Annotated in this window: 21 protein-coding genes; 13 read left to right on the top strand and 8 right to left on the bottom strand. The window is 61.9% G+C overall.

Annotation, left to right across the window (positions count from 1 at the left end; all coding sequences use genetic code 11):
* The first annotated feature begins 39 nt into the window (after window positions 1-39).
* The 3 genes from ACK8OE_RS10070 (at window position 40) to ACK8OE_RS10060 (ending at window position 2,996) form a co-directional block, all read left to right on the top strand.
* Complete coding sequence (locus ACK8OE_RS10070; RefSeq protein WP_410272428.1) at window positions 40-1,443, top strand: M48 family metalloprotease; 1,404 nt, start codon at window positions 40-42, stop codon at window positions 1,441-1,443.
* A 12-nt stretch (window positions 1,444-1,455) separates the two neighbouring features.
* Complete coding sequence (locus tag ACK8OE_RS10065) at window positions 1,456-2,256, top strand: thioredoxin domain-containing protein (RefSeq protein WP_410272427.1); 801 nt, start codon at window positions 1,456-1,458, stop codon at window positions 2,254-2,256.
* 110 nt (window positions 2,257-2,366) lie between these two features.
* Entirely contained in the window at window positions 2,367-2,996 is a 630-nt protein-coding gene (locus ACK8OE_RS10060) for a hypothetical protein (protein WP_410272426.1), read from the top strand.
* 7 nt (window positions 2,997-3,003) lie between these two features.
* Here the strand turns inward: ACK8OE_RS10060 and ACK8OE_RS10055 are convergent, their stop codons facing one another.
* Both ACK8OE_RS10055 and thiS read right to left on the bottom strand, forming a co-directional pair.
* Window positions 3,004-3,798, bottom strand: coding sequence for a thiazole synthase (locus tag ACK8OE_RS10055; protein ID WP_410272425.1), 795 nt, complete (start codon window positions 3,796-3,798; stop codon window positions 3,004-3,006).
* A 147-nt stretch (window positions 3,799-3,945) separates the two neighbouring features.
* Complete coding sequence (gene thiS / locus ACK8OE_RS10050; protein ID WP_272741952.1) at window positions 3,946-4,149, bottom strand: sulfur carrier protein ThiS; 204 nt, start codon at window positions 4,147-4,149, stop codon at window positions 3,946-3,948.
* A gap of 93 nt (window positions 4,150-4,242) precedes the next feature.
* Between thiS and aroQ the strand changes: the two genes are divergently transcribed.
* From aroQ to accC, 3 genes are read left to right on the top strand one after another with little or no spacing between them, the layout of a single operon-like run.
* Window positions 4,243-4,683: a type II 3-dehydroquinate dehydratase gene (aroQ, locus tag ACK8OE_RS10045; protein WP_410272424.1), complete on the top strand. Its 441-nt coding sequence runs from the start codon at window positions 4,243-4,245 to the stop codon at window positions 4,681-4,683.
* Window positions 4,684-4,734: 51 nt separating this feature from the next.
* Entirely contained in the window at window positions 4,735-5,226 is a 492-nt protein-coding gene (accB, locus tag ACK8OE_RS10040; RefSeq protein ID WP_013480466.1) for an acetyl-CoA carboxylase biotin carboxyl carrier protein, read from the top strand.
* A gap of 22 nt (window positions 5,227-5,248) precedes the next feature.
* Window positions 5,249-6,604, top strand: a complete 1,356-nt coding sequence (accC, locus tag ACK8OE_RS10035; protein ID WP_410272677.1) for an acetyl-CoA carboxylase biotin carboxylase subunit — start codon at window positions 5,249-5,251, stop codon at window positions 6,602-6,604.
* 45 nt (window positions 6,605-6,649) lie between these two features.
* Here accC and ACK8OE_RS10030 read toward each other — a convergent pair whose 3' ends face one another.
* Complete coding sequence (locus ACK8OE_RS10030; RefSeq protein ID WP_410272423.1) at window positions 6,650-7,036, bottom strand: hypothetical protein; 387 nt, start codon at window positions 7,034-7,036, stop codon at window positions 6,650-6,652.
* A 56-nt stretch (window positions 7,037-7,092) separates the two neighbouring features.
* Here ACK8OE_RS10030 and aat point away from each other — a divergent pair, with 56 nt between their 5' ends.
* Window positions 7,093-7,743 (top strand): leucyl/phenylalanyl-tRNA--protein transferase, encoded by a 651-nt coding sequence (gene aat / locus ACK8OE_RS10025; RefSeq protein ID WP_410272422.1) that lies wholly within the window; start codon window positions 7,093-7,095, stop codon window positions 7,741-7,743.
* Here aat and ACK8OE_RS10020 read toward each other — a convergent pair.
* Window positions 7,680-8,489 carry a DUF2155 domain-containing protein gene (locus ACK8OE_RS10020; RefSeq protein ID WP_410272421.1) on the bottom strand — a complete coding sequence of 270 codons (810 nt, stop codon included), beginning with the start codon at window positions 8,487-8,489 and terminating at the stop codon, window positions 7,680-7,682. The two genes, aat and ACK8OE_RS10020, sit on opposite strands and share 64 nt — an antisense overlap.
* Window positions 8,489-8,884 (bottom strand): NADH:ubiquinone oxidoreductase subunit NDUFA12, encoded by a 396-nt coding sequence (locus tag ACK8OE_RS10015; RefSeq protein WP_013480471.1) that lies wholly within the window; start codon window positions 8,882-8,884, stop codon window positions 8,489-8,491. Before ACK8OE_RS10015 ends, ACK8OE_RS10020 begins: the two co-directional genes overlap by 1 nt.
* Window positions 8,885-9,141: 257 nt before the next feature.
* On the opposite strand from ACK8OE_RS10015, the gene ACK8OE_RS10010 reads away from it, so the two are divergent.
* On the top strand, window positions 9,142-11,898 hold the full coding sequence (locus ACK8OE_RS10010) for a ribonucleoside-diphosphate reductase (protein WP_410272420.1): 2,757 nt from the start codon (window positions 9,142-9,144) through the stop codon (window positions 11,896-11,898).
* 108 nt (window positions 11,899-12,006) lie between these two features.
* Here ACK8OE_RS10010 and ACK8OE_RS10005 read toward each other — a convergent pair whose 3' ends face one another.
* Window positions 12,007-13,104 (bottom strand): aspartate-semialdehyde dehydrogenase, encoded by a 1,098-nt coding sequence (locus tag ACK8OE_RS10005; RefSeq protein WP_410272419.1) that lies wholly within the window; start codon window positions 13,102-13,104, stop codon window positions 12,007-12,009.
* Between the two features lie 312 nt (window positions 13,105-13,416).
* Here ACK8OE_RS10005 and ACK8OE_RS10000 point away from each other — a divergent pair, with 312 nt between their 5' ends.
* Window positions 13,417-13,902, top strand: coding sequence for a pentapeptide repeat-containing protein (locus tag ACK8OE_RS10000; RefSeq protein WP_410272418.1), 486 nt, complete (start codon window positions 13,417-13,419; stop codon window positions 13,900-13,902).
* Between the two features lie 129 nt (window positions 13,903-14,031).
* Here ACK8OE_RS10000 and aspS read toward each other — a convergent pair whose 3' ends face one another.
* Window positions 14,032-15,813, bottom strand: a complete 1,782-nt coding sequence (aspS, locus tag ACK8OE_RS09995; RefSeq protein WP_410272417.1) for an aspartate--tRNA ligase — start codon at window positions 15,811-15,813, stop codon at window positions 14,032-14,034.
* Window positions 15,814-16,148: 335 nt separating this feature from the next.
* On the opposite strand from aspS, the gene ACK8OE_RS09990 reads away from it, so the two are divergent.
* From ACK8OE_RS09990 to ACK8OE_RS09975, 4 genes are read left to right on the top strand one after another with little or no spacing between them, the layout of a single operon-like run.
* Window positions 16,149-16,814 carry a chromosomal replication initiator DnaA gene (locus ACK8OE_RS09990; protein ID WP_410272416.1) on the top strand — a complete coding sequence of 222 codons (666 nt, stop codon included), beginning with the start codon at window positions 16,149-16,151 and terminating at the stop codon, window positions 16,812-16,814.
* Between the two features lie 37 nt (window positions 16,815-16,851).
* On the top strand, window positions 16,852-19,080 hold the full coding sequence (locus ACK8OE_RS09985; protein WP_410272415.1) for an RNA degradosome polyphosphate kinase: 2,229 nt from the start codon (window positions 16,852-16,854) through the stop codon (window positions 19,078-19,080).
* On the top strand, window positions 19,061-20,587 hold the full coding sequence (locus ACK8OE_RS09980; RefSeq protein ID WP_410272414.1) for a Ppx/GppA family phosphatase: 1,527 nt from the start codon (window positions 19,061-19,063) through the stop codon (window positions 20,585-20,587). The genes ACK8OE_RS09985 and ACK8OE_RS09980 overlap by 20 nt, the downstream gene beginning before the upstream one ends.
* Before the next feature lie 4 nt (window positions 20,588-20,591).
* Window positions 20,592-20,885, top strand: a complete 294-nt coding sequence (locus ACK8OE_RS09975; RefSeq protein ID WP_410272413.1) for a hypothetical protein — start codon at window positions 20,592-20,594, stop codon at window positions 20,883-20,885.
* Window positions 20,886-21,096: 211 nt separating this feature from the next.
* Here ACK8OE_RS09975 and ACK8OE_RS09970 read toward each other — a convergent pair whose 3' ends face one another.
* Window positions 21,097-23,172 carry a S46 family peptidase gene (locus ACK8OE_RS09970; protein ID WP_410272412.1) on the bottom strand — a complete coding sequence of 692 codons (2,076 nt, stop codon included), beginning with the start codon at window positions 23,170-23,172 and terminating at the stop codon, window positions 21,097-21,099.
* Window positions 23,173-23,233 lie beyond the last annotated feature (61 nt).

Genomic DNA, 23,233 nt, shown 5'->3' with positions numbered 1-23,233 from the left:
CATATAAAGCTGAACGAAATCCGCGACAGAGACGTGCCTATGGTGTGGAACGGCCTTAAAAACAGAGCGTCTGGCTGGCTGAAGCCTCTGGCGGCAGCCTCGCTGATGACACTGGCCATCACCGGACTGGCCCCCAAGGCGCAGGCGCAGACCGTCATCCGTGACACCGAGATCGAGCGGTTCCTGCACAAGGAAACGCGCGGCATTCTGACGGCGTCGGGCCTCAATGCCGATCAGGTGCAGTTCCTGCTGATCGCCGATCAGTCGATCAACGCCTTTGCCACCTCGCGTCAGATCATCGGCCTCAATACCGGCATGATCGGCGAAGCCGAAACGCCCAATGAGCTGTTCGGCGTTATCGCCCACGAAGCCGGCCACCAGGCCGCGGGCCATACCGTACGCTCCGACGAAATCTATCAGGCCGCCAAGGCCCCGATGGCCATTTCGCTGGGCCTTGGGATTATTGCCATTCTGGCCGGGGCCGGGGATGCAGGCGTGGGCCTTCTGGGTTCATCGCAGACCTTCGGCACGCTGGGGGCGCTGCGCTATATGCAGACGCAGGAGGCCTCCGCCGACATCGCGGGCGTCAAGGCGCTGGAGCGTGCGGGCATGTCCGGTCGCGGTCTGGTCGAATTTTTCGACAAGCTGCGCAATTATGAGACCTTTTCTAACGCCGAGCGTTATCAGTATTTCCGCACCCACCCCCTGTCGCGTGACCGCGTGGCCACGCTGCGCCGTCTGGTCGAGCAACAGCCGCACAAGGACGCGGTGGACTCACCGGAACTGATCGCCGAATTCAGCATAGTCAAGGCCAAGCTGTCGGGCTTCCTCGATCACCCACAAAAGGTGTTCATGCGCTACCCCGAAAGCGACCGCTCCTACCCGGCCCGCTACGCCCACGTCATTGCGTGGTACAAACAGACCGAGGTGAAGAAGGCCCTGACTGAACTGGATCAACTTCTGACCGAACAGCCGAACAACCCCTATCTGTGGGAACTGAAAGGGCAGATCTATTTCGAAACGGGTCAGACGACGCTGGCCATCCCGGCGCACCGCAAATCGGTGGAACTGCTGCCCGATGCGCCGCTGCTGATGGTCAATCTGGGGCAGGCCCTGATCGCTGCCGGCGGTGACGACAATCTGCGCGAAGGGATCGACCGCCTCAACGCCTCGCTGAAATACGAACCCGACAACAGCTTCGCCTGGAACCTGCTGGCGCAGGGCTATGACGGTCTGAAAATGCCGGGTCAGGCGCGTCTGGCCTCGGCCGAAGCCGAATTCTATCAGGGCAATATCCCGCAGGCCCGCACCTTCGCCGTGTGGTCGCAGAAAAACCTGCCCAAGGATTCCGTCGAATACCGCCGCGCCCGCGACATCGTCCTGACCACCTCCTCGCTCATGGGTATCGACCCGGTGGAGGAAGAAACCCGCCTTCGCCGCTGAGAAAGTTGATAAGTGACCGATACCCCCGAAACGCCGACGCCTGCACCCGAAACCAAAACAGAGACGCCCGCCCCCGCCCCGCGTGAGCCGCTGCTCAGCAAATCCAATCTGGCGCTGGCTCTGGCAACCGGGGCCTTTGTGCTGGCGTTAGCGCCGTACGTCCTGCCCAATATTCAGGGCCTGATCGTGCGCGGCGGCCTGTTGACGCGGCCCGAAGTGCTGGTCGAGGCCTCGACCGCGCTGCGTGAAAAGCAGGACGCCGAAACACGCAAGAGCGTCGAAACCGCCATCAAGGCCAATGAAGGTTCGATTATCGCCGCCGATGATCCCATCCTTGGCAACCCGTCAGCCCCCATTACGATTATAGAATTCCACGACTATCTGTGTGGGGCCTGCCGCGCCAGCCACCCCAGCCTGCTGAGCTTCCTCAAGGCCAATCCCGACGTGCGCGTGGTGGTCAAGGAATATCCCATCATCGGTAAGGACAATTCGCGCGTTCTGGCTGCCCTCGCCCTCGCCGCACGCGATACCGGCCACTACGCCGCCGTGCACAACGCCCTCTATAGCCACGAGCTCAGCTCTCAGGCCGATGTCGATGCGGCCCTTACCGCCGCCGGAGTCAACCCGGCCGAATTGCACGCCAAGGCCCAGTCGCCCGCCATTCAGGCCAAGATCGAGGAAACCCTGCAACTGGGGTACAAGTTGGGTATCGCAGCGACTCCCAACTTCATCGTCGATGGCGTACTGGTCAATGGCGGCGATATCCCGCAGCTCCAGACTCTGGTGACGGCGGCGCGTCAGAAGGCCAAGTAAGCGAAAAGACTAAGTAAGCGAAAAGACTCTGGGGGCAGTTGCCCCCAGACCCCGGAGGGGGGGGCACGCGAATCTATCCCCGCGCGTTCAGCCTGTGTCATCATGGGCGCATGGATGTCCACGCAGAAAACAAGGCGGAACTGAGAGCGATGCTGGCTGAGCGTCGTGCGGCCTTGCGCGACTATGCCGACACCGTGCTGGGTCACGTAACCGCGCTGTCGAAACCGGAAACCGCGCTCGAAGCCGAACGCACGGCCCGCACCGTCATGGCGGCCGACAGCATGTTGTGTCAGCTCTTTGCCCCACCGCCAGAGCCGAAATCCCTCAAGGCCGCTACCCACACCCTCGCTTCTGAAGACGCGGAAGAAGCGAAACCACAACGTTACGGTCTGAGAAGCTATACCATCGACGAAGAAGCGGCTCAGAAGCTGGCTCTGGAACGCGCCGAGGCCGAACTTAACCGTCAGGGTCACTACGAAATCCACCGTGGCGAAATGTTTGATAAGATCGTCACCATTGCCAAGGGGATGCACCTCGCCCTGTGGCGCGACGAAGGTTATGTCGAAGCCGATGTCACCAAGCTAATGAACCTGTGGGGTGAGTATTACAAACGCATCATCGAGGAGACGGGTCAGCCGCCGGACGTCGAACTGCGTCGCCATCCGGCCATCTTCGCCCCCGACTATCACCGGGAACATCTCGAAAGGCTGGAAAAGGGAGAAAGAGCCGTCCCGGGTTAAAGCTTCGTCAGATCAAACCGGCCAGCGGCGAGGACGGATCGGCATAGAGCTTCTTCGCCATCCGCCCGGCCAGATAGGCTTCGCGTCCCGCAATAACCGCGTGCTTCATGGCCACAGCCATACGGATCGGGTCCTTGGCTTCGGCAATAGCCGTGTTCATCAGGATGGCGTCGCAGCCCAGCTCCATGCCGACCGCCGCATCCGACGCCGTGCCGACGCCCGCATCGACCAGCACCGGCACCTTCGCGTTCTCGATAATGATGCGCAGCGTCACGCGATTCTGGATGCCGAGACCCGAACCGATGGGCGCGCCAAGGGGCATGATGGCGCACGCCCCGGCCTCTTCCAGCTTTTTGGCATAGACCGGATCGTCCGAACAATAGACCATGACGTCGAAGCCGTCCTTGACCAGCAGCTTCAGCGACCGCAGCGTCTCTTCCATGTCGGGATAGAGCGTCTTGGGGTCGGACAGGACCTCCAGCTTGACGAGGTTCCAGCCGCCGGCCTCACGCGCCAGACGCAGGGTGCGCACAGCATCCTCTCCGGTGAAACAGCCCGCCGTATTGGGCAGGTAGGTGAATTCGTCCTGTTTCACATAGTCCATCAGCATGGGCTGGTTCGGATCGGTCAGATTGACGCGCCGCACGGCTACGGTGACGATCTCCGCCCCCGACGCCCGCGCCGCCGCGACATTCTGGGCATAGTCTTTATACTTGCCGGTGCCGACGATCAGGCGCGAGGAAAAGGTGCGCCCGGCTACGGTCCAGGTATCCGGTGAAAGGGCGGCGGTCGGTTCGGTCATGAGTATCGGTCCCGTATGAAACGCTTTGCGTCTCTATAAGACTTTCTGCTGGCAAAACCACCCCTTCACGCGTGGCAATCGCACCATGAAATAAGTTGTGTTCGGATGAAGCAACGCGATTAAGGCCTCACCACGGATAGACACGACTCAATCGCCGCCGCCAACAAAGTGGACGATCTCAAAGCGATCCCCGGCCTCAATAGGCGTGGCGACATAGGCCGATTTGGGCACGATTTCGAGATTGCGCTCTACCGCCACCTTGCGCGGATCAATGCCGATCTGTTCGATCAGCGCCATCACATTGGCGGCCAAAACCTCGGTTTCTTCGCCATTCAACAGAATTTTCGTCATTTTCGGATCGTTTTCGGGCGAAAAAGCCCGCTTTTTCTTGTGAGCAAGCGCAACAGGGGATACAAGACCGCATCCCACAGGATCAGGCTTTGCATGTCGAAACCCATATATGTCCTTAACGGCCCAAACCTCAACCTTCTGGGGGTGCGTGAGCCGGAAATTTATGGATATACACGCCTTTCGGACATCGAGGCCCGGTGCACCGAGCTGGCTGCGGCCCGTCATGTGCCCGTCGTCTTTCGCCAGACGAATCACGAAGGCGAACTGATCGACTGGGTGCAGGAGGCGCGCGAACACGCTTCGGTCCTGATTATCAACCCGGCAGGCTATGGCCACACCTCGGTCGCGTTACTCGACGCGCTGAAGGCCCTCGGCCAGCCGATCATCGAATGCCACCTGTCGAATCCCCACGCCCGCGAACCGTTCCGCCATCACTCCTATGTGTCACTGGCGGCCAAGGCGGTTATTGCCGGTATGGGGGCGACTGGCTATGAACTGGCTATCGAGGCGGCCCTACGCCTCATCGAACAATAGCCCACCGGCCCGTTCCTACGCACGGCCCCACCCCCTAACCAAGGTAAGCGCATGTCATCGCAAAAACCGGTTGACCCGATCGACCCCCGCCTCATTCGCAAGCTGGCGGACATCCTGAAGGAAACCGAGCTGACCGAGATTGAGGTCGAGCAGGGTGAATTGAAGATCCGCGTCGCGCGCACCCTCACCGCCGCGCCTGTGGCCACTTACGCCGCTCAGGTCGCGGCCCCCGCCCCTGTGGCCGCTCCGGCTCCCGCGGCTGCGGCTCCAGTGGCCGCCCCTGTGGCTGCCGAGGCCCCGAAAGCCGCCAAGGACGCGCTGAAATCGCCCATGGTCGGCACCGTCTATCTGTCGCCGCAGCCGGGCGCTGCCACCTTCGTTAAGGTCGGCGACAAGGTGAAGGCCGGTCAGACCCTGCTGATCATCGAAGCCATGAAGACCATGAACCCGATCCCGGCGCCCAAGGACGGCACGGTGTCGGAAATCCTCGTGTCCGACGCCCAGCCCGTCGAATTCGGCGAAGGCCTCGTGGTAATCGACTAACGCCATGTCCGACACCCCCAAACTGTTCGACAAGATCCTCATCGCCAACCGTGGCGAAATCGCCCTGCGCGTCATTCGCGCCTGTAAGGAGATGGGGATTGCCACCGTTGCGGTGCATTCGACCGCCGACGCCAACGCCATGCACGTGCACCTGGCGGACGAAAGCGTCTGCATCGGGCCGCCCGCTGCCGCCAAGTCGTATCTCAACATTCCGTCGATCATCGCCGCCGCCGAAATCACCGGCGCGCAGGCGATCCACCCCGGCTATGGCTTCCTGTCGGAAAACGCCCGCTTCGCCGAAATCGTCGGCGCGCACGGCATGACCTTTATCGGGCCTCAACCGGACCACATCCGCCTGATGGGCGACAAGATCACCGCGAAGCAGGCCGCCAAGGACTCCGGCATCCCCGTCGTTCCGGGCTCTGACGGCGGCGTGGCCACGGTCGAAGACGCCATCGAAGCGTCGAAATCCATCGGCTTCCCGCTGATCATCAAGGCCGCTGCCGGTGGCGGCGGGCGCGGCATGAAGGTCGCGGCCAATGCCGACGTGCTGGCCGAACAGGTAATGAGCGCCCAGACCGAGGCCGCCGCGGCCTTTGGCGACGGCACGGTCTATATGGAGCGCTACCTCCAGAAGCCGCGCCACATCGAGATTCAGGTCATCGCCGACAGCCACGGCAATGTCGTCCACCTCGGCGAACGCGACTGCTCGCTGCAACGTCGTCACCAGAAGGTGCTTGAAGAAGCCCCCTCGCCCGTCATCGACGCGGCGGCGCGCGACAAGATCGGCATGATCGTCGTCGAGGCCATCCGCAAGATCGGCTATCTGGGCGTCGGCACCATCGAGTTCCTGTACGAGGATGGCGAGTTCTTCTTCATCGAGATGAACACCCGCCTTCAGGTCGAACACCCGGTCACCGAATTCGTCACCGGCGTCGATCTGGTCCGCGAACAGATCCGCATCGCGGCAGGCCTGCCCCTGTCCTTCACCCAGGCCGATGTCGACCTGAAAGGCCACTCTATCGAAGTGCGGATCAATGCTGAAAACGCCCGCACCTTCGTGCCATCGCCCGGTACGGTCACCGACTTCCACACCCCCGGCGGTCTGGGTGTGCGCATGGATTCGGCCGTCTATAACGGCTACACCATCCCGCCCTATTACGACTCGATGATTGGTAAGCTGATCGTCTATGGGCGCGACCGTCCCGAAGCCCTGGCCCGCCTCAAACGCGCCCTTCAGGAAACCGTGGTGGCCGGTATCGACACCACGATTCCGCTGTTCCTCGACCTGCTGAACGAAGCCGATATCCAGAAAGGGGATTACAATATCCACTGGCTGGAAAAGTGGATCAAGGCGCAGGAAGAGGCGAAGGTATAACTAAAGAAAAAGGCCTTGTTTCCGACAAGGCCTTTTTCTTACAATTCAATTTGGTTGCAATTCCACGCGATGATGACCAGTTATTTCATCGAAATAAGTAACAACCCATCGACTATTAGGGCTATTGGCAATTTCTGCGTCTCCATTCCCTTTAACTGGCTTATCATAAAGAATTACGTCAACGAGTCCCCCGAATTTATCGACCGCTTTAGAAAGATGTGCACGACGACGAGTGTTACCGGGCAGAGACATTCTCATTTTTTCCCAGTCGGGTATTTGGCGAGTATCAAAAATCGTTCGCTTGTTTTCATATCTTAATTCATGCCGCATTATTGCTATGACTACACCATCTTCTTTTTCAGAACTTACGTCACTTATTGGTGATGAAATGTAATAACCGAGAGTTTTGAAAGCCTCAGCATAGCCTACCATTTGCGCCTCCTAAGAAGTTAGGAGAATATTATCCCACCACTTGCCCAAGTAAAGCCTTGCAGGAATTCACCCTCGACGATCTGGTCCAATGCTACCGCACCGGCATTTTTCCGATGTCGGATGCGCGTGACGATGAGACCCTGTTTCTGGTCGATCCGCCGCTGCGGGGCATATTGCCGCTGGAGGGCGTCCATGTGCCGTCGCGGTTGGCGCGCACCGTGCGCAACACCCCCTTCACCGTGAAGATCGACACGGCCTTCTGGCAGGTCATCGAACTGTGCGCCGAAAGCGCCGCCGACCGCGAAAGCACGTGGATTTCCCATTCCATTCAATCGCTTTACGAAGCCCTGTTCGCGCGTGGCCTGGCCCACAGCGTCGAGGTGTGGGACGGTACAAGGCTGGTCGGCGGCCTTTATGGCGTGGCCATCAGTGGGGCCTTTTTCGGCGAAAGCATGGTGTCGCGCGCCACGGATGCCTCAAAGATCGCGCTGGTGCATCTGGTGGCGCGGCTGCGCGCCGGTGGCTATCGCCTGCTCGATTGTCAGTTTCTCACTGACCATCTGCGCCAGTTCGGCGTCATCGAAATTCCGCGTGAGGACTACAAGGCGCGCCTGAAAGACGCGCTGTCGGTCGAAGGCGACTTCTACCGGCTGGCGACCGCCGTGACCGGCAAGGGCGTCCTGCAACTGACCACCCAGACGTCATAGACCGGGTGTTCCATGCCGTTGACGCCCGGCGTCGAGGCGTAGGTCCAGCCTTTGAACACGTCCTTGGGCTTGGGCACCGTGCCATTAGCCGCTGGCTGCGGCGAGGTACGTACCTCCAGATAGGTCATGGTGTCGCTCATCGCCTCGTCCTGCGCCGAGGTTTCGCAGGCCTTTACCGTATAGACCATGCCGCGATAACGCTTGGGCTTGCCCACCGGCGCTTCAAAGCGAATGGCTTCGCCGGTCACCTTGTCGAGCACGGTCAGGATGGCCGCACTGTAGCGCAGGCGCTTTTCGGGCGGCACCACGACCACAGGGGCCGATGACTGAGACGCGCTGCTGCTGGCCACCGGCGCATTGCCCACCACCTGACCGGCGGAATCGACATACGGCGTGCCCGCCGACGACTGAGCGGCAGCGGTTGGCGGCACGGCGGCGGGCGTACCCGTCCCCACGGCCTGCGGCTGGCTGGCCACCGGCGCGGCCGGGCGGTTCACGGTTTGCGTATTGGCGGCGCGCTGAGGGGTATTACGTTTATTCCCGGTCGGGTCGTAGGGCTTATACTCTACGCCGTCGATATAGTAGGGTTCCGGGTCATAGTCGGCATTGTCGCGCGCATCGCGGCGGTCACCGCGGCGCGGAGCTTCTTCGTCGGGCGGGATGTTCTGGGCATAGAGCGGCAAGGCGATGGCGGCCACGCCGGCCATCAGCAGCACCGCCCGAACCATCGCGCCGGTCTTTCTCATCAGGGCTTCCACGCCTCATAGTCGCCCGACTTCGACGCCTGACGCTCGCCTTCGGCGTTCAGCGACCCCTTGGGGAACTGCGCGAACGGCGTCCCCGACAGGTTAGGCAGGTGCGGCTTTTCCCACGATTTGCGCGGCAGCGGGGCCACCGTCGGCGGCTCATCGTACATATAGTGCATCCAGCCGTGCCAGTCGGGCGGGATCTTCGAGGCGTCGGCATAGCCATTATAGATCACATATCGGCGCGGCTTGTCGCCGTAGCTTTCTTTGGTGTTGCGGGCCTGATAATATTTGTTGCCGAATTCGTCGGTCCCGACGAGCTTCGACGTGCGGCCGATGGTGAACAGCGTACCGAGCGTCGCACCGCTCCACCACAAGAAGGCTTTATCCAGCAAGGTCTTACCCTATTTCACTAAAAGGCGAAGAGGGAGACTCCGCCGGTTATGCGTCCCCTGACTTATAAAGCGCCGCTGCATCTGCGTAAAGCGCTTCAAAGGCCACAACCGGCGAATTATCCCCCATGCGGGAGCTACGCAACATATTGTGGATGGATCAGCCCTCCGGCCCCACATTTATTGCTGAAAGGTTAAAATCGGTCTAGGCTTTATCCCCAACTGTGTTCGCCAATCCGGGGAAGCCAATGGCAAAGATAATGTCCGGCGATTCTGTCCTGCCCGATCTGTCCTTTGCGGCCCGCGCCGAACAGGCCCAGCCGGTGCTGGAATGGCGCGAAATCGAACGCGGCCCCGACAGTTTCAGCGTCCTATGCCCACGCGACTGGACCACGGCGCAAAGCGAAGCCTGGCACGACTGGGTCGAAGCCTTGCCGCGCGACCTGCCCGAAGGGGCGTTTCCGCCCGTGGCCGAAGGGCTGGATGGGGCGTTCGACCTCTATGCCCATCGTCTGGCGGCGTGGGGCCGGGTGTACGGTATATTGCGCGAAGATGAGGCGCAGGCCTTTGCGGCCGAACTGGCGGCGACCCTGCGGTTGGGGCTGGCCGCCCCCGCAACGGGCCTGCGGACCGGGCACCGCGTGCCCTTGCTGGACGGCAGCAAACTCGCCCAGACCGAGACCCGCTACGCCGATATCGAAGACCCTGCCTGCGTGCGTGAGCTGCGCGACCTTCTGGTCGGGGCGCGCTCCGAAGCGGTCGCCCGCGCCACCCGCGATCAGTTGCACGCCGCCCTGTCCGGCATCACCGCCGCCATTGCCCGCGCCGAGGGCGAACAGCGCGCCAGCTTACAACATAATCCAGCGCTGGCCCGCGCGGCGCTGAAGGCCCGGCGTCTGGGGGCTTCGGACGCGCTCATCCAGTCGGTTATTCAGTCCACGGATGGTTTGACCGGCGACAGCGCCCTGCCCGACTGGTCTTTGCAAAATGTCGAGGCCGACCGGCCCGCCGCACCGGTCATCGTCACGGCGCGCCGCGACCTGATCGCCGCGGGTAACCCGTCGGCGCGTCTGGCGGCGCAGGCGGCGCTGGAAAGCGGTCGCCTGTGGATCGCCTTCGATCCGGACGCCGCCGAAGCGCTGGACGACACCCTGATCGCGCCGCGCGCCGCGCTCAACGCCTATGGTTTCCTCAAACAAAACGGCTTTGATGTCGAAGGCTTTGCCGCCTGCGCCGCCCTGTGGACCGTGGCGCTCGATATCGAAAGCCACCTGACTTTTGCCGCCACACCCGAAGCAGCGCAGCGTCTGGCCCAGCATCGCCCCATCGCCCTGACCGTAGCCGGCCTCAGCGAAACCCTTATGGCGCTGGGCCTGAGCGCGCAAACCGAAGCGGGACAGGATTTTGCCGCCGCCTTGATGGCCGTGCTGGATGCCGAAAGCGTGCACGCCTCCGCCGTGCTGTCGCGCCACCTGACGCCCTATGCCGGGTTCGCCGCCGAACGCGATGACCGGGTATCGGCGCTGAGCCAGAAACTCTATCGCCTGTCGGGCCTCAAAAGTGCTGACCTTAAGGCGCACGCCCTGACGCGCCTGCAAACGGCGCTGAAACTGGCCAAGCCCACCGGCCTGCGCCACGTCCAGACGACGACCCTGTTTGACGATCCGGAATTGTCGCTGCGGCTGGGCGTGACGCTGGGCGATGCGCCGCTGACCGCCCTGACCGTGGCGATGGAAGGCGCCGACGGCGTCTTTGTGCGCGGCCTGCACCCCGCCGCCTGGCAAGGGCTGAGCGGAGATGAACGCGACGCCGTGCGCACGCATCTGCTGGGCCACCGCACGCTGGACGGCGCGCCGCATATCCACGCCCAGACGCTGAAAGCCAAGGGACTGAGCGATTTTGAAATCGCGGCCCTGGAGGCGGCGCTGATCACCGCCTACAGCCTTGATGAGGTGGTGTCCCCGGCGGTGCTCGACGCCGATTTCATCAAGGATATCTGGGGCATCAGCGACGGAGACCTGCACGCGCCGGGCTTTAGTCTGCTGCGTTTGATGGGCTTTACGGCGGACGAAATCGCTGAGGCGCAGGCCTTTATCTTTGGCCATGACACCACGGAGGGGCTGCCTGACGCCCTGCGTCAGCGCCTGAGCCCCCCCGGCCTGAAGGCGCGACTGGCTCTGCGGCAAAAACTCGAAAGCTTTGCCTCGGCGCCGGCGGCCTCGGCTCTGGTGCTTGAATGGGATCAGGGGGTGCCCGACGCGCTCAAGGCCCTCGCTCAGGCGGCCGATAGCGGTCTGCGCGCCATCGGCCTCAAGCGTCAGCCGGCCCCGCCGTCGCTGACGCTCGATATTCCGGAATTTGAAGAGGCCCGCCGCCCGCCCCCCGAACCGGTGCGCGAAGCCCCGACCCAGACGGTCATCGAAAAGATCATCGAACGCGACCGCGAACGCCAGAAGCTGCCCGACCGCCGCAAGGGCTATATCCAGAAGGCCAGCGTCGGCGGCCATAAGGTCTATCTGCACACCGGCGAATACGAAGACGGTTCCGTGGGCGAAATCTTCATCGACATGCACAAGGAAGGCGCGGCCTTCCGTTCACTGATGAATAATTTCGCCATCGCCGTGTCGATCGGCCTGCAATACGGCGTGCCGCTGGACGAATTTGTCGATGCCTTCGTCTTTACGCGCTTTGAACCGGCCGGTCCGGTCAGTGGTAACGATTCGATCCGCTCGGCGACCTCGATCCTCGACTATATCTTCCGGGAACTGGCGATTTCCTATCTCAACCGCGAAGACCTGTCGAACGCCGACCCGGATGAACTGAACGCCGACGGTCTGGGTCAGGGGCATGGCCTGTCGAAGCTGGCCGATGACGGCAATGAAGGCATTGCCGCCTCGCACCTGATTTCCAAGGGGTTTATGCGTGGACAGCCGGACAATCTGGTCGTCGTGCCCTTTGGACGCAAACCTTCGAAATCCGACGATCCTTCCCTGCCCCCCGAAGCGCAGGGGGAATAGTCCAGCCTCCTCCTCTGTGAGCGGTGCGAACGGGGGAGGTGTCGAGCAAGCGAAGCGCGTCGAGACGGAGGGGGCGTTCGGTGGGTTTCGCCCCCTCCGTCTCGTGGCTTACGCGACGATCCACCTCCCCCGCTTTGCAGGGGAGGAGATCAGGCCCACGCCTTTTTGCTTCAGCCATTCTTCCGCGATCTGCACGGCATTGAGCGCGGCACCCTTGCGCAGGTTGTCGCCGCTGACGAACAGGGTCAGGCCGTGCGCCACGGTCGGATCGCGGCGGATACGGCCCACCTGCACCGGGTCGCGACCGGTGACGGCCAACGGATTGGGCACGTCGGCAAGTTCGACGCCGGGGGCTTCGGCCAGCAGGGCCAGCGCCGCCTCCGGCGTCATCGGGCGCTCGAATTCGGCATTGATCGACAGGGAATGGCCCGTAAAGACCGGCACGCGCACGCAGGTCGCCGCGACCTGCAATTCAGGGATTTCAAGGATTTTACGGCTTTCGTCGCGCAGCTTCAGTTCCTCTTCCGTATAGCCGTCCTCGCCCAGCACGTAGTTGAGCGGCACGACATTATAGGCGATCGGCACCGCCCATTTGCGCACCGTTCCCAGATCGACCGCCGCCCCGTCCTGCGCCAGAGCGGTGCAGGCGTCGGCCCCCGCCACGATCTGATCGCGCAGGATTTCAACGCCTTCCATGCCGCCGCCGGACACGGCCTGATAGGTGCTGGCGATCAGGCGCTTCAGCCCCGCCGCCGCGTGCAGCGGCTTCAGGACCGGCATGGCGGCCATGGTGGTGCAGTTCGGATTGGCGATAATGCCCTTGGGGACATTGCGCAGCGCGTGCGGATTGACCTCAGCCACCACCAGCGGCACGTCCGGATCGCTGCGCCAGGCCGACGAATTGTCGATGACGATGGCCCCGGCGGCGGCCACCTTTTCGGCCAGGGCCTTGGACGTTGAACCGCCCGCCGAGAAGAAAACGATATCAAGGCCACTATAGTCGGCGGCGGAGGCGTCCTCCACCACGATTTCGCGCTCCCCGAAACGCACGCGGCTGCCGGCCGAACGGGCGGAGGCAAACAGGCGCAGCTTGTTCAGCGGGAAGCGGCGTTCGCCCAGAAGGGTCAGCATCATGCCGCCAACAAGGCCCGTCGCGCCAACTATCCCCACGTTGGGAAACTGCGTATAATGGGATTGATCGTTCATAGGTCACGTCTCCTGCGTCAAAAAAGGTTTGGCGGGAGGCGCGAGGTGTTGGGTTTTCTGTGAAACCGGCCCCGCGCGTTCCGCGGGGCTTCGTCCAGATGCCTTGGCTTACACCGTCAGCACGACCGGACCGGCCCCGCGATGCGGGTCGGCTTGGTAGTGGCTTTGGTGGTGGTCGTCTGGAACATGAAAGCGCCTTTACCGGGAATGAGGGGTTTTGTAAACCGCTCTTATACCTCTCCTGTTTACGGAGGGGAGCGCGCAGGCCCCGATCTTGCTTAAGAAAAGCTAAACCACAAGAGGTGTCCCATCATGAAACGCATCGCTCTGGCCGTGGCCGCGCTTTCGCTGTTTGCCCTTCCCGCTTCGGCGCAAAACCCTGTACAGATCAGCCGTGCCGGTTCGGGCGCGTCCTGCCCTGGCTGCAACCTGTTCCAGGCCGATTTTTCCGGTAAGACGCTGAAAGGCAAGAATTTCGCCGGGGCGCGCCTGCGTCAGGCGGACCTGTCGAGCGGCGTTTTCAACGGCACGAGCTTTGCGGGCGGTGACCTGCGTGACCTTAACGGGTTTGGCTCGCTGTTCGGCCACGCCAATTTCGCGCGCACCAACCTGACCAATGCCAATTTCGTCGGGGCCTACCTCGAAGGGGCCAATTTTGCGGGCGCCAATCTGAGCGGCGTCAACTTTTCCGGGGCCGAGATGGCGTCGGCGCGCGGCATCACGCAGCACATGATGGATCAGGCCTGCGGCGACAAGACGACGGTGGCACCGAAGGGTATCCGCGTTCCGGTGTGCTAAAACGGATGGGGTTTGGGGCCTGCGGCCCCAAGTCTTCTACTTTCAAAGAAAAACCCCTTCGGCAAAACCGAAGGGTTTTTCTTTGAATATTAAAGGTTTGTGGGGTCACAGACCCCACACCCCATAGGTTTAGCTCACCTTGATCGGCAGTTGCGTCCGGATATGCAGTTCCTTCAACTGCTTCTCCGTCACCTCCGACGGGGCACTCATCATCACGTCCTGCCCCTGCTGATTCAGCGGGAAGGCGATGACCTCGCGGATCGCCGTCTGACCGGCCAGCAGCATCACAATGCGGTCGATACCGGGGGCCAGACCGCCGTGCGGCGGCGCGCCGTATTTGAAGGCATTGAGCATCCCGCCAAACTGGCTCTCGACCACATCGGCGCCATAGCCCGCGATCTCAAAGGCCTTAAGCATGATCTCCTGCTTGTGGTTCCGGATCGCGCCGGAGCACAGCTCATAGCCGTTGCAGACGATGTCGTACTGATAGGCCAGAATGTCGAGCGGGTCCTTGGTGAGGAGCGCCTCCATCTCGCCTTGCGGCATGGAGAAGGGGTTGTGCGAGAAATCGACCTTCTTCTCGTCCTCATTGTACTCAAACATCGGGAAATCAACGATCCAGCAGAAGCGGAACTGATCCTCGTCCACCAGGTGGAGATCGGTGCCGACCTTGGTGCGCGCCAGACCGGCAAACTTGTAGAAGACCTTGGGGTCGCCAGCGACGAAGAAGGCTGCGTCGCCCTGCCCCAGACCCAGAGCCGTCATCAGCGCCGTGGTGGCGTCGTTGCCGAGATTCTTGGCGATGGGGCCGCCCCACGCGCCCTGATCCTCGGACCAGAAGATGTAGCCGAGGCCCGGCTGACCTTCGCCCTGCGCCCACGAATTCATACGGTCGCAGAAGGCGCGCGAGCCGCCCTTGGGGGCCGGAATGGCCCACACGGCGTTAGCGCTGTTTTCGAGAATGCGCGCAAACAGGCCAAAGCCGCCGCCGCGGAAATGCTCAGACACGTCCTGCATTTCGATGGGGTTGCGCAGGTCCGGCTTGTCCGAGCCGTACTTGGCGATGGACTCTTTGTAGGGGATGCGCTGGAACGGATAGCTGGACACGCGCTTGCCTTCGCCGAACTCGGTAAACAGGCCGTGCATCACCGGCTCGATGGCAGCGAACACGTCTTCCTGCGTCACAAAGCTCATCTCGATATCGAGCTGATAGAATTCCAAGCTACGGTCGGCGCGCAGGTCTTCGTCACGGAAGCACGGGGCGATCTGGAAATAGCGGTCAAAGCCCGACACCATCAGCAACTGCTTGAACTGCTGCGGCGCTTGCGGAAGGGCATAGAACTTGCCCGCATGCAGACGCGACGGCACCAGGAAGTCGCGCGCCCCTTCGGGCGACGAGGCGGTCAGGATGGGGGTCTGGTATTCCAGAAAACCCTGCGCGACCATGCGGTTACGGATCGACTGAATGACGCGCGAGCGCAGCACGATGTTCTTGTGCAGGGTTTCGCGGCGCAGGTCGAGGAAGCGGTTTTTCAGACGGATTTCTTCGGGATATTCAGGCTCACCGAACACCGGCAGCGGCAGTTCGGCGGCTTCGGACAGCACTTCGATATCCGACACCACGACTTCGATAGCCCCGGTCGGCAGGTTGGGATTGACGGTCGCCTCATCCCTCGCCACCACCTTGCCATCGACGCGGATAACGCTTTCAGCACGCAAGCGTTCGACCTTGGCAAAACCCGCGCTGTCCGGATTGAACACCAGTTGCGTCAGGCCGTAATGGTCGCGCAGGTCGATGAACAACAGGCCGCCGTGGTCGCGCTTGCGGTGAATCCAGCCCGACACGCGCACCTCGGCGCCGGCGTCGGTGGCGCGCAGCGCGCCGCAGGTATGGGTACGGTAACTATGCATTGTGAGTCTCTGAATCCGGCTCAAAAAACGGTTGGGGGCTAGGGCACATGACAGGGGCGGATTGTCAAGACTTGTGTCCGGACTCCCGGCAAAAAGCCGCCTCCGAATTTAATTTTATTTTGCAAGCGAGCTGTCTTTTTGGGTTTTAACCACGGATGCGCACGGATGATCGCCTGCGGCGATCGCACGGATAGTCAGACCCACACGCCTCAGCCTTCTCGGACCCTCCGTGTCTATCCGGGGTTTCTTTTCCCCAGAACGGCCCACCGAACTAACCCCATCGGATGCGGCGGCCACGGATTGCCTTCTGCGCCCCATCTTCCTAAGTTAAGCGCATGGCGCATCAGTACCCGCTCGACCTGTCCCTGCCTGCCCCCTATGCGGCGGCGAACTTTGTCGTTTCCGACGCCAATCGCGCACTGTTCGACCTTTTGAGGCAGCCCGCAGACTGGCTGAACCCGCATCTGGTGCTGACCGGACCGGTCGGCTCCGGCAAGACCCACGCCGGCCATGTGTTTGCTGAAACACACGGCGCGCACTGGCTGAGCCCCGGCGTGCCCGTACCCGACACCGCCACCCTGTTCGTGGTTGATGAGGCCGAGAGCTTCGATCAGGAGGTCCTGTTCCACCTCTATAACCGCACGGCGTCGGACGGCCGCCTGCTGCTGCTGTCACGGCAGCACCCGGCACAATGGAGCATCCGTGTCCCCGATTTCGAGTCACGGTTGAAGGCCATGCGCGTCGTCGATATGCCGGAACCGGACGATAGCCTGCTGAAAAGCGTGCTGAAAAAGCTGTTTGAAGCGCGCGTCATCACGCCCTCCGACGACGTGCTGGAATATCTCAGCCGCCGCATGGAGCGCTCGGTGGCGCACGCCCAAAAAATTGTCACAGGTCTTGAGGCATATGCCAATGGCCGCGCCTTTACCCGGTCTTTGGCGCGTCAATTTATCGAGACCAGTGAAAATATGACTTGGTTCGACGATTGGGATGAGATTTAGTCAGTAAAACATAAGAAAATAAGGATTCTGAACCGCTATGCCCGCCTCCGAAACCGTCAATGACATTATCCGCACGACCGAGTCGGTGGCGGCTGAGCCTCAGCCAGAGGCTCAAATTGATCTGACCTCGGACGAGGCGCTGGGTGATGCGCTCTATATCAACCGCGAACTGTCGTGGCTGGCCTTCAACAAGCGGGTGATCGAAGAGGCCGAAAATCCGCGCCACCCGTTGCTGGAGCGGCTGCGCTTCCTGTCGATTTCGGCCAACAATCTCGACGAATTCTACATGGTGCGCGTCGCCGGGCTTCAGGGTCAGGTGCGCGAAGGCGTGCGTATCCTGTCCGAAGACGGTCACACCCCGGCCGAACAGCTTGAGGCCGTCAACAAGGTCGCTCAGGCCCTGATGAACAAGCAGCAGACCATCTGGTCCAAGCTGAAGGCCGAGCTGTCGGCCAATGGCCTGATCCTGCTGGACCACAAGGAGGTCACTAAGACCGACACGGCATGGCTGGAAAAGCGCTTCCATGAGCAGCTTTTCCCCGTGCTAACGCCGCTGGCCATCGACCCGGCGCACCCCTTCCCCTTCATCCCCAATCTGGGCTTCTGCATCGCGCTGAAACTGCAACGTCGCGCCGATGCCAAGACCCTCTATGCCCTTGTGCCCATTCCTACGGGCGTGCGCCGCTTCTGGGAGATCGGTGGCAATTCGCGTGCTCAGAACACGCGGCGCAAATTCGTCACACTGGAGGGCATGGTGGTCATGTTCGCCCAGCAAATCTTCCCCGGCTTCGATATTCTGGGCAAGGGCGTCTTCCGTATCATCCGCGACTCGGACATCGAAATCGAGGAAGAGGCCGAAGACCTGGTGCGTGAGTTCGAGGCCCTGCTGAAACAGCGCCGCCTCGGTTCGGTGGTACGCGTCAAATTCGGCGCCTCCATGCCCGAAGACCTGCGCGAATTTATCATCGAGCAACTGCATGCCCAGCCGCAGGACGTGACCATTGTCGATGGCATTCTGGGCATGTCCGAGCTGTCGCAGCTTATCCCGCCCGACCGTAACGACCTGAAATTCAAGCCCTACACGCCGCGCTTCCCGGAACGCATCCGCGACAATGCCGGGGACATCTTCTCGGCCATCCGCGAAAAGGACATTCTGGTCCACCACCCGTTTGAGAGTTTCGACGCCGTGGTGCAGTTCCTGCGGCAGGCGGCGCGCGACCCCAACGTTATCGCGATCAAACAGACGCTTTACCGCACCTCAAAGGACTCGCCCATCGTCGCGGCCCTGATCGAGGCCGCCGAGCAGGGCAAGAACGTCACGGCGCTGGTCGAAATCAAGGCGCGCTTTGACGAAGAGGCCAATCTGCGCTGGGCCCGCGCCATGGAGCGCGCGGGCGTGCACGTGGTCTATGGCTTTGTGGAGTACAAGACCCACGCCAAGCTGAGCGTTGTGGCGCGCCGCGAAGGTGAGGCCTTGCGCACCTATTGCCACTTCGGCACCGGCAACTATCACCCGGTGACGGCCAAGGTCTATACGGACCTGAGCCTGTTCACCGCCGATCCGGCGCTGGGGCGCGACGCCATGCGCGTCTTCAACTTCATCACCGGCTATGCCCGCCCGGACGTGATGGAAAAGCTCTATTTCTCGCCCGTGACGCTGAAACAGGGGCTGATCTATCTGATCGAACAGGAAATCGCCAATGCCCGCGCCGGCAAGCCTGCGCAAATCTGGGCCAAGATGAATTCGCTGGTCGATCCGGTGATCATCCGCAAGCTCTATCAGGCCTCGCAGGCCGGCGTGCAGATCGACCTCGTCATCCGCGGCATCTGCTGCCTGCGTCCCGGCGTGGCGGGCTATTCGGACAATATCCGCGTCAAGTCGATCGTCGGCCGCTTCCTGGAGCACACGCGCATCGTCTGCTTCGCCAACGGCCACGCCCTGCCGTCGGATCAGGCACGTGTCTTCATCTCGTCCGCCGACTGGATGAGCCGCAATCTGGACCGCCGCGTCGAAACCCTGATCCCGGTGGACAATCCCACCGTCCACCGTCAGGTGCTGGATCAGATCATGGTCGCCAACCTCAATGACGAGGCGCAGTCGTGGAACCTGTCGTCAGACGGCACCTATACGCGCTTTGATACGACCGGCCTCGATGCGCCCTTCTCGGCCCACGAATACTTCATGACAAACCCGTCGCTGTCCGGTAGAGGTCGCGGCGTCAAGGATCTCCCCCAAGCGTTTGATCATGTCGGTGCCCGAAAGTAGCTTTGCCCCCCTTCCCACCGCGACGGCCCTGCCCGCCGCCTACTACACGGCCGTCATCGACATCGGGTCGAACTCGGTGCGTCTGGTCATCTATCGCGTCGAAGGGCGCTCGATCTGGCCGGTGCATAACGAAAAGGTGCTGGCGGGGCTGGGGCGCGAACTGATGAGCAGCGGCCGCCTGAGCCCGTCGGGCTGCCGCGACACGCTGATCGCGCTGAAACGCTTTCGTTTCATCGTCGATTCCTACCCCCTGTCGCAGGTGCACGCCGTGGCGACCGCCGCTATCCGTGAAGCCGAGGACGGCCCGGACATGGTGCAAACTATTGAGGCCGAAACGGGCTTTAAGGTGCGCGTCCTCAGCGGGGCCGAAGAGGCCTATTACTCGGCGCTGGGCGTGCTGTGCGGCCATGACGATGCGGTGGGCGTGGTGGGCGACCTCGGCGGATCGAGCCTTGAACTGATTGATCTGCAAGGTGAAAATGCTTTCAAAGGCATCACCCTGCCCTTGGGGCCCTTCGCGCTGGGGGCCCCGGCAGCGGTCGATATCGACAAGACCTTGACGCGCATCCGTGAGGTTCTGACGCCGCACAAAGATCGCTTTCAGTTTGCAACTTTTCATGCGGTCGGCGGTGCGTGGCGCAACCTCGCCATCATCTGGATGCAGAAGGCCAACTATCCGCTTCAGATCGTTCAGCAATTTGAGCTGCCCGCGCGCGAAGCCCTCAATATCTGCCGCCTGATCGCCACCCAGTCGCCCGCCTCGCTGGAGCGCATCCGCGGCGTCACCAAGCGGCGCATGGAGCATCTGGCCTATGCGGCTCTGGTGCTACAGGCCCTGATCGAAACTTTCGGCTTCGACACCATCAACTTCTCGGCCAACGGCCTGCGCGAAGGCGTGCTGTTTGAACAACTGCCGAAGGACGTGCAAAAGCGCGACCCGCTGATCGAAGGCTGCGCCGCTCTGGGGGCGCGTCAGGGCATCAGCAACGATATGGGGCCGGCCCTGGCCCAGTGGGTATGCGATTTCTATGATACCACCTCCGGCATCGACATACCCGATGTGCGGCTGATCCGCGCGGCGTCCAAGCTGGCCGACATGGGGGCGCTGCTGCACCCCGACCACCGCGCCGACCTCGTCTGCGATCAGGTGCTGCGCGCGCCCATTCCGGGGCAGAACCACGCCGAGCGCGTCTTCCTGGCCTCGACCCTGTTCACTCGTTATTCGGGAGACGCCTACACCAAGGAGCCGGTGCTGATCAGCCGTATTCTGGGCGATGACGGGCTTGAGCGCGCCACGCGGCTGGGTCTGGCCCTGCGGCTGGGCTGCGACCTGTCGGCCAAGTCGGGCGCGTTGCTCAGCCACGCCCACCTGACACAACAGGGCCGCGATCTGGTGCTGGAGGCCAAGAGCGGCTGGGAAGACCTGCTCCTTGGCGAACAGACACGCAAACGCGCCAAGGCACTGGCCAATGCGCTGAAACTCAACCTGAAAATGGGAAGTTACTGACTCCATGCCATCCGAAACGCAGAAGCTTCGCCAAACCGCAAACACTTGGATTGGCATAGCTATTGTCGTTACCGGAATAGGCGCGTTCCTTGCTCACGGTTATTATTTTGACCTTTGGGGACAGAAGCTTCAGTTCCGCTGGGCGTCGCTAGGATGGTGGGGTTGGATTGCCATCATCTCATTTGGCTCGGGCTTTATGACCGGTGGTGTCAAGAGTGGCGTAAAAGCGGCTGCAAGCATAAGCGGGCTATTAGTTTTGGCGTTGATAATAGGCGTCTTAACCGGAAGATATGGCTGACTCCCTCCTCCCTGTTGCGCAGCAATGGGGAGGTGCCGAGCTTGCGAGGCGGAGGGGGATGACACGGAAAAAGGCCGGGGACGCGATCCCCGGCCTTTTCTGATTTCAAGGGGCAGCGCGCGTGACCGACGAAGGCGCAATCCCCCTCCGTCAGTCTGCTTCGCAGCCTGCCACCTCCCCATGCCTTCGGCACAGGGAGGAGGGTTGAAACCTACCTACCGGTCAGTTCCTTCACCAGCGCCTTCTGGTCATAGACCTTGTCCAGCGCTTCAAGGATGGCGGTCGAGGCCACGGTGACGGTGCGGTTGATCGTGCCGTCATAGTAGTAGGCCCCGCCCAGGCTATGGATATTGCCGTCAAAGGCCGCGCCCACGACTTCCGCCCTGGCATTGATCACCGGCGAGCCGGAATTGCCGCCGATGATGTCATTGGTCGAGGAGAAGTTATAGACGATCTTCGGGTCGATCTTGCTCTTGGCGGCGGCGAACTTCGGCGACAGCTCATAGGGGTCGTTGCCCGTAGCGCGGTCATACAGGCCCGCGAACTGCGTAAAGGCCGGCACGGTCTGACCGCGATAGGTCCAGCCCGTCACCTTGCCATAGGACAGGCGAAGCGAGAAGGTCGCGTCCGGATAGGTCGAGTTGCCATAGGCCTTGAAGCGGATCTTGGCGACCTTTTCGGCGGCGATGCGCGTCGGGCCCGAAACCTTGGCCTCGTATTCCTTACGTAGCGCCAACGCCTGATCGTCGATTTTCAGCGCATACTGGATCATCGGGTCGTCAGAGGCCTGAATGGCCGCCAAACCGCCGTCCCACAGGGCCTTGCGCACCGCCGGATCACCGAGCTTCGTGCCTTCGATCAGGCGCTTCGACAGGCCTTCGGGCGATTCCTTACCCAGCATCAGCTTGGTGATGGCGTTGTCCGTGGTCAGGTATTCACGGGCCTTGAGCAGGCGGAATTCGAGGAAGATGCGCTCATGCGCCGGGATGATGTTCGCCTTGTCCAGCAGGCGCTTTTCGACCAGCGGCAGGCGCGTATCGGCAAATTCCGGCAAACGCTCGGCGGACGGCTTGGCGCGCTCCTTGGCGGCGCGCACCAGGGTGCGGGCATAGGAGAACAGGCTCGACGAATTGAGCGACGAGTCGAGGAAATAGTAGGGCAGATAGAGGTCCTTGGCCGCCACCTGAACCGCCGCCAGATCGGCCCACGGATCGCCATAGAGCGCCTTGTCCTCAGCGCTCATACCGGCCTTCAGGGCCGCTTCTTCGGCGCGTTTGGCCTCCATCACCTTGGGGTCCTGAAGCGCCAGTTGCTGACCATAGAAGACCTTGAAGCCGTTTTCGAGGCTGGTCAGGGTATCGACGGTGATTTTCTTGTTAGCTTCGGATTCAGCCCCAAACTGGATCAGGCGGCCGCGCAGTTCCGAGCGCATCAGTTGCTGGGTCGGGATGGTCACGTCGCGCAGGGTTTCAAGCTGAGAGACGGTCAACAGACGGCTGGTCGAACCGGGGTTACCGGCCACCAGCACCAGCTCGTTCTCCTTGGGCGCCGTCGTGGCGAATTTGAGATGCTGCGGCGTCTTCACCGGCTGACCGTTCTCGTACAGGCGCAGGAAGCCGGAATCGAGATTGTAGCGCGGGAAGTTGAAATTGTCGGGGTCCCCGCCAAAGAAGCCCGCCTTATATTCCGGATAGAAGACCAGACGCACATCGGTATAGCGGCGATACTTATAGAGCTTGTACTCACCGCCCTGATAGAAGCTGATAACCTGACAGCGGATCGTCTTGTCATCGCCGCACCCGGCCTTTTCCAGCTCGGCCGACTTGACGTTCTGCGCCTTGACGAAGTCAGCGCCGGTGAGACCCTTGGTCGCCGCATTGATGTCCTTGGTCACGTCGGTGATCGACAAAAGGATTTCCGCCGTCTGCCCGGGGCAGGTCTTTTCCTCGGTGCGGGCCTTCGTCAGGAAGCCGTCATTGACGTAATCCGCCTGCGGCGTGGACAGGTCCTGCGCACAGGCAATCACGCAGTGGGCATTGGTCAGCACCAGACCGTCCGGCGACACCACCGAGGCCGAGCAGCCCGACAGGCGCACGGCCGCAGCCTGCACCTTGTCCATCCATGCCTTGTCGAGCGTCACGCCGTAGGTCTCCTTGACCTTGGCGGCGGGGAAGTTGTCGAAGGTCCACATGCCTTCGTCGGCCAGAGCCGTACCCGGCGCGGCGGGAGCCATGACGGCGGCCAGCGCAAAGGCGGCCCCGTAGGTGAGGACGGATTTCAGCGACATACAAGCGCATCCTGTGTAAATTTATAACAGGCTGCGGACTTTACATGAGCGCCTTTGTTGC

Origin of the sequence: Asticcacaulis sp. W401b (assembly GCF_046503825.1) — a bacterium.
In the GTDB taxonomy this organism is placed as follows: domain Bacteria; phylum Pseudomonadota; class Alphaproteobacteria; order Caulobacterales; family Caulobacteraceae; genus Asticcacaulis.
The sequence above is the reverse complement of the archived record's forward strand: the minus strand, read 5'-3'. Positions and strand labels throughout refer to the sequence as shown.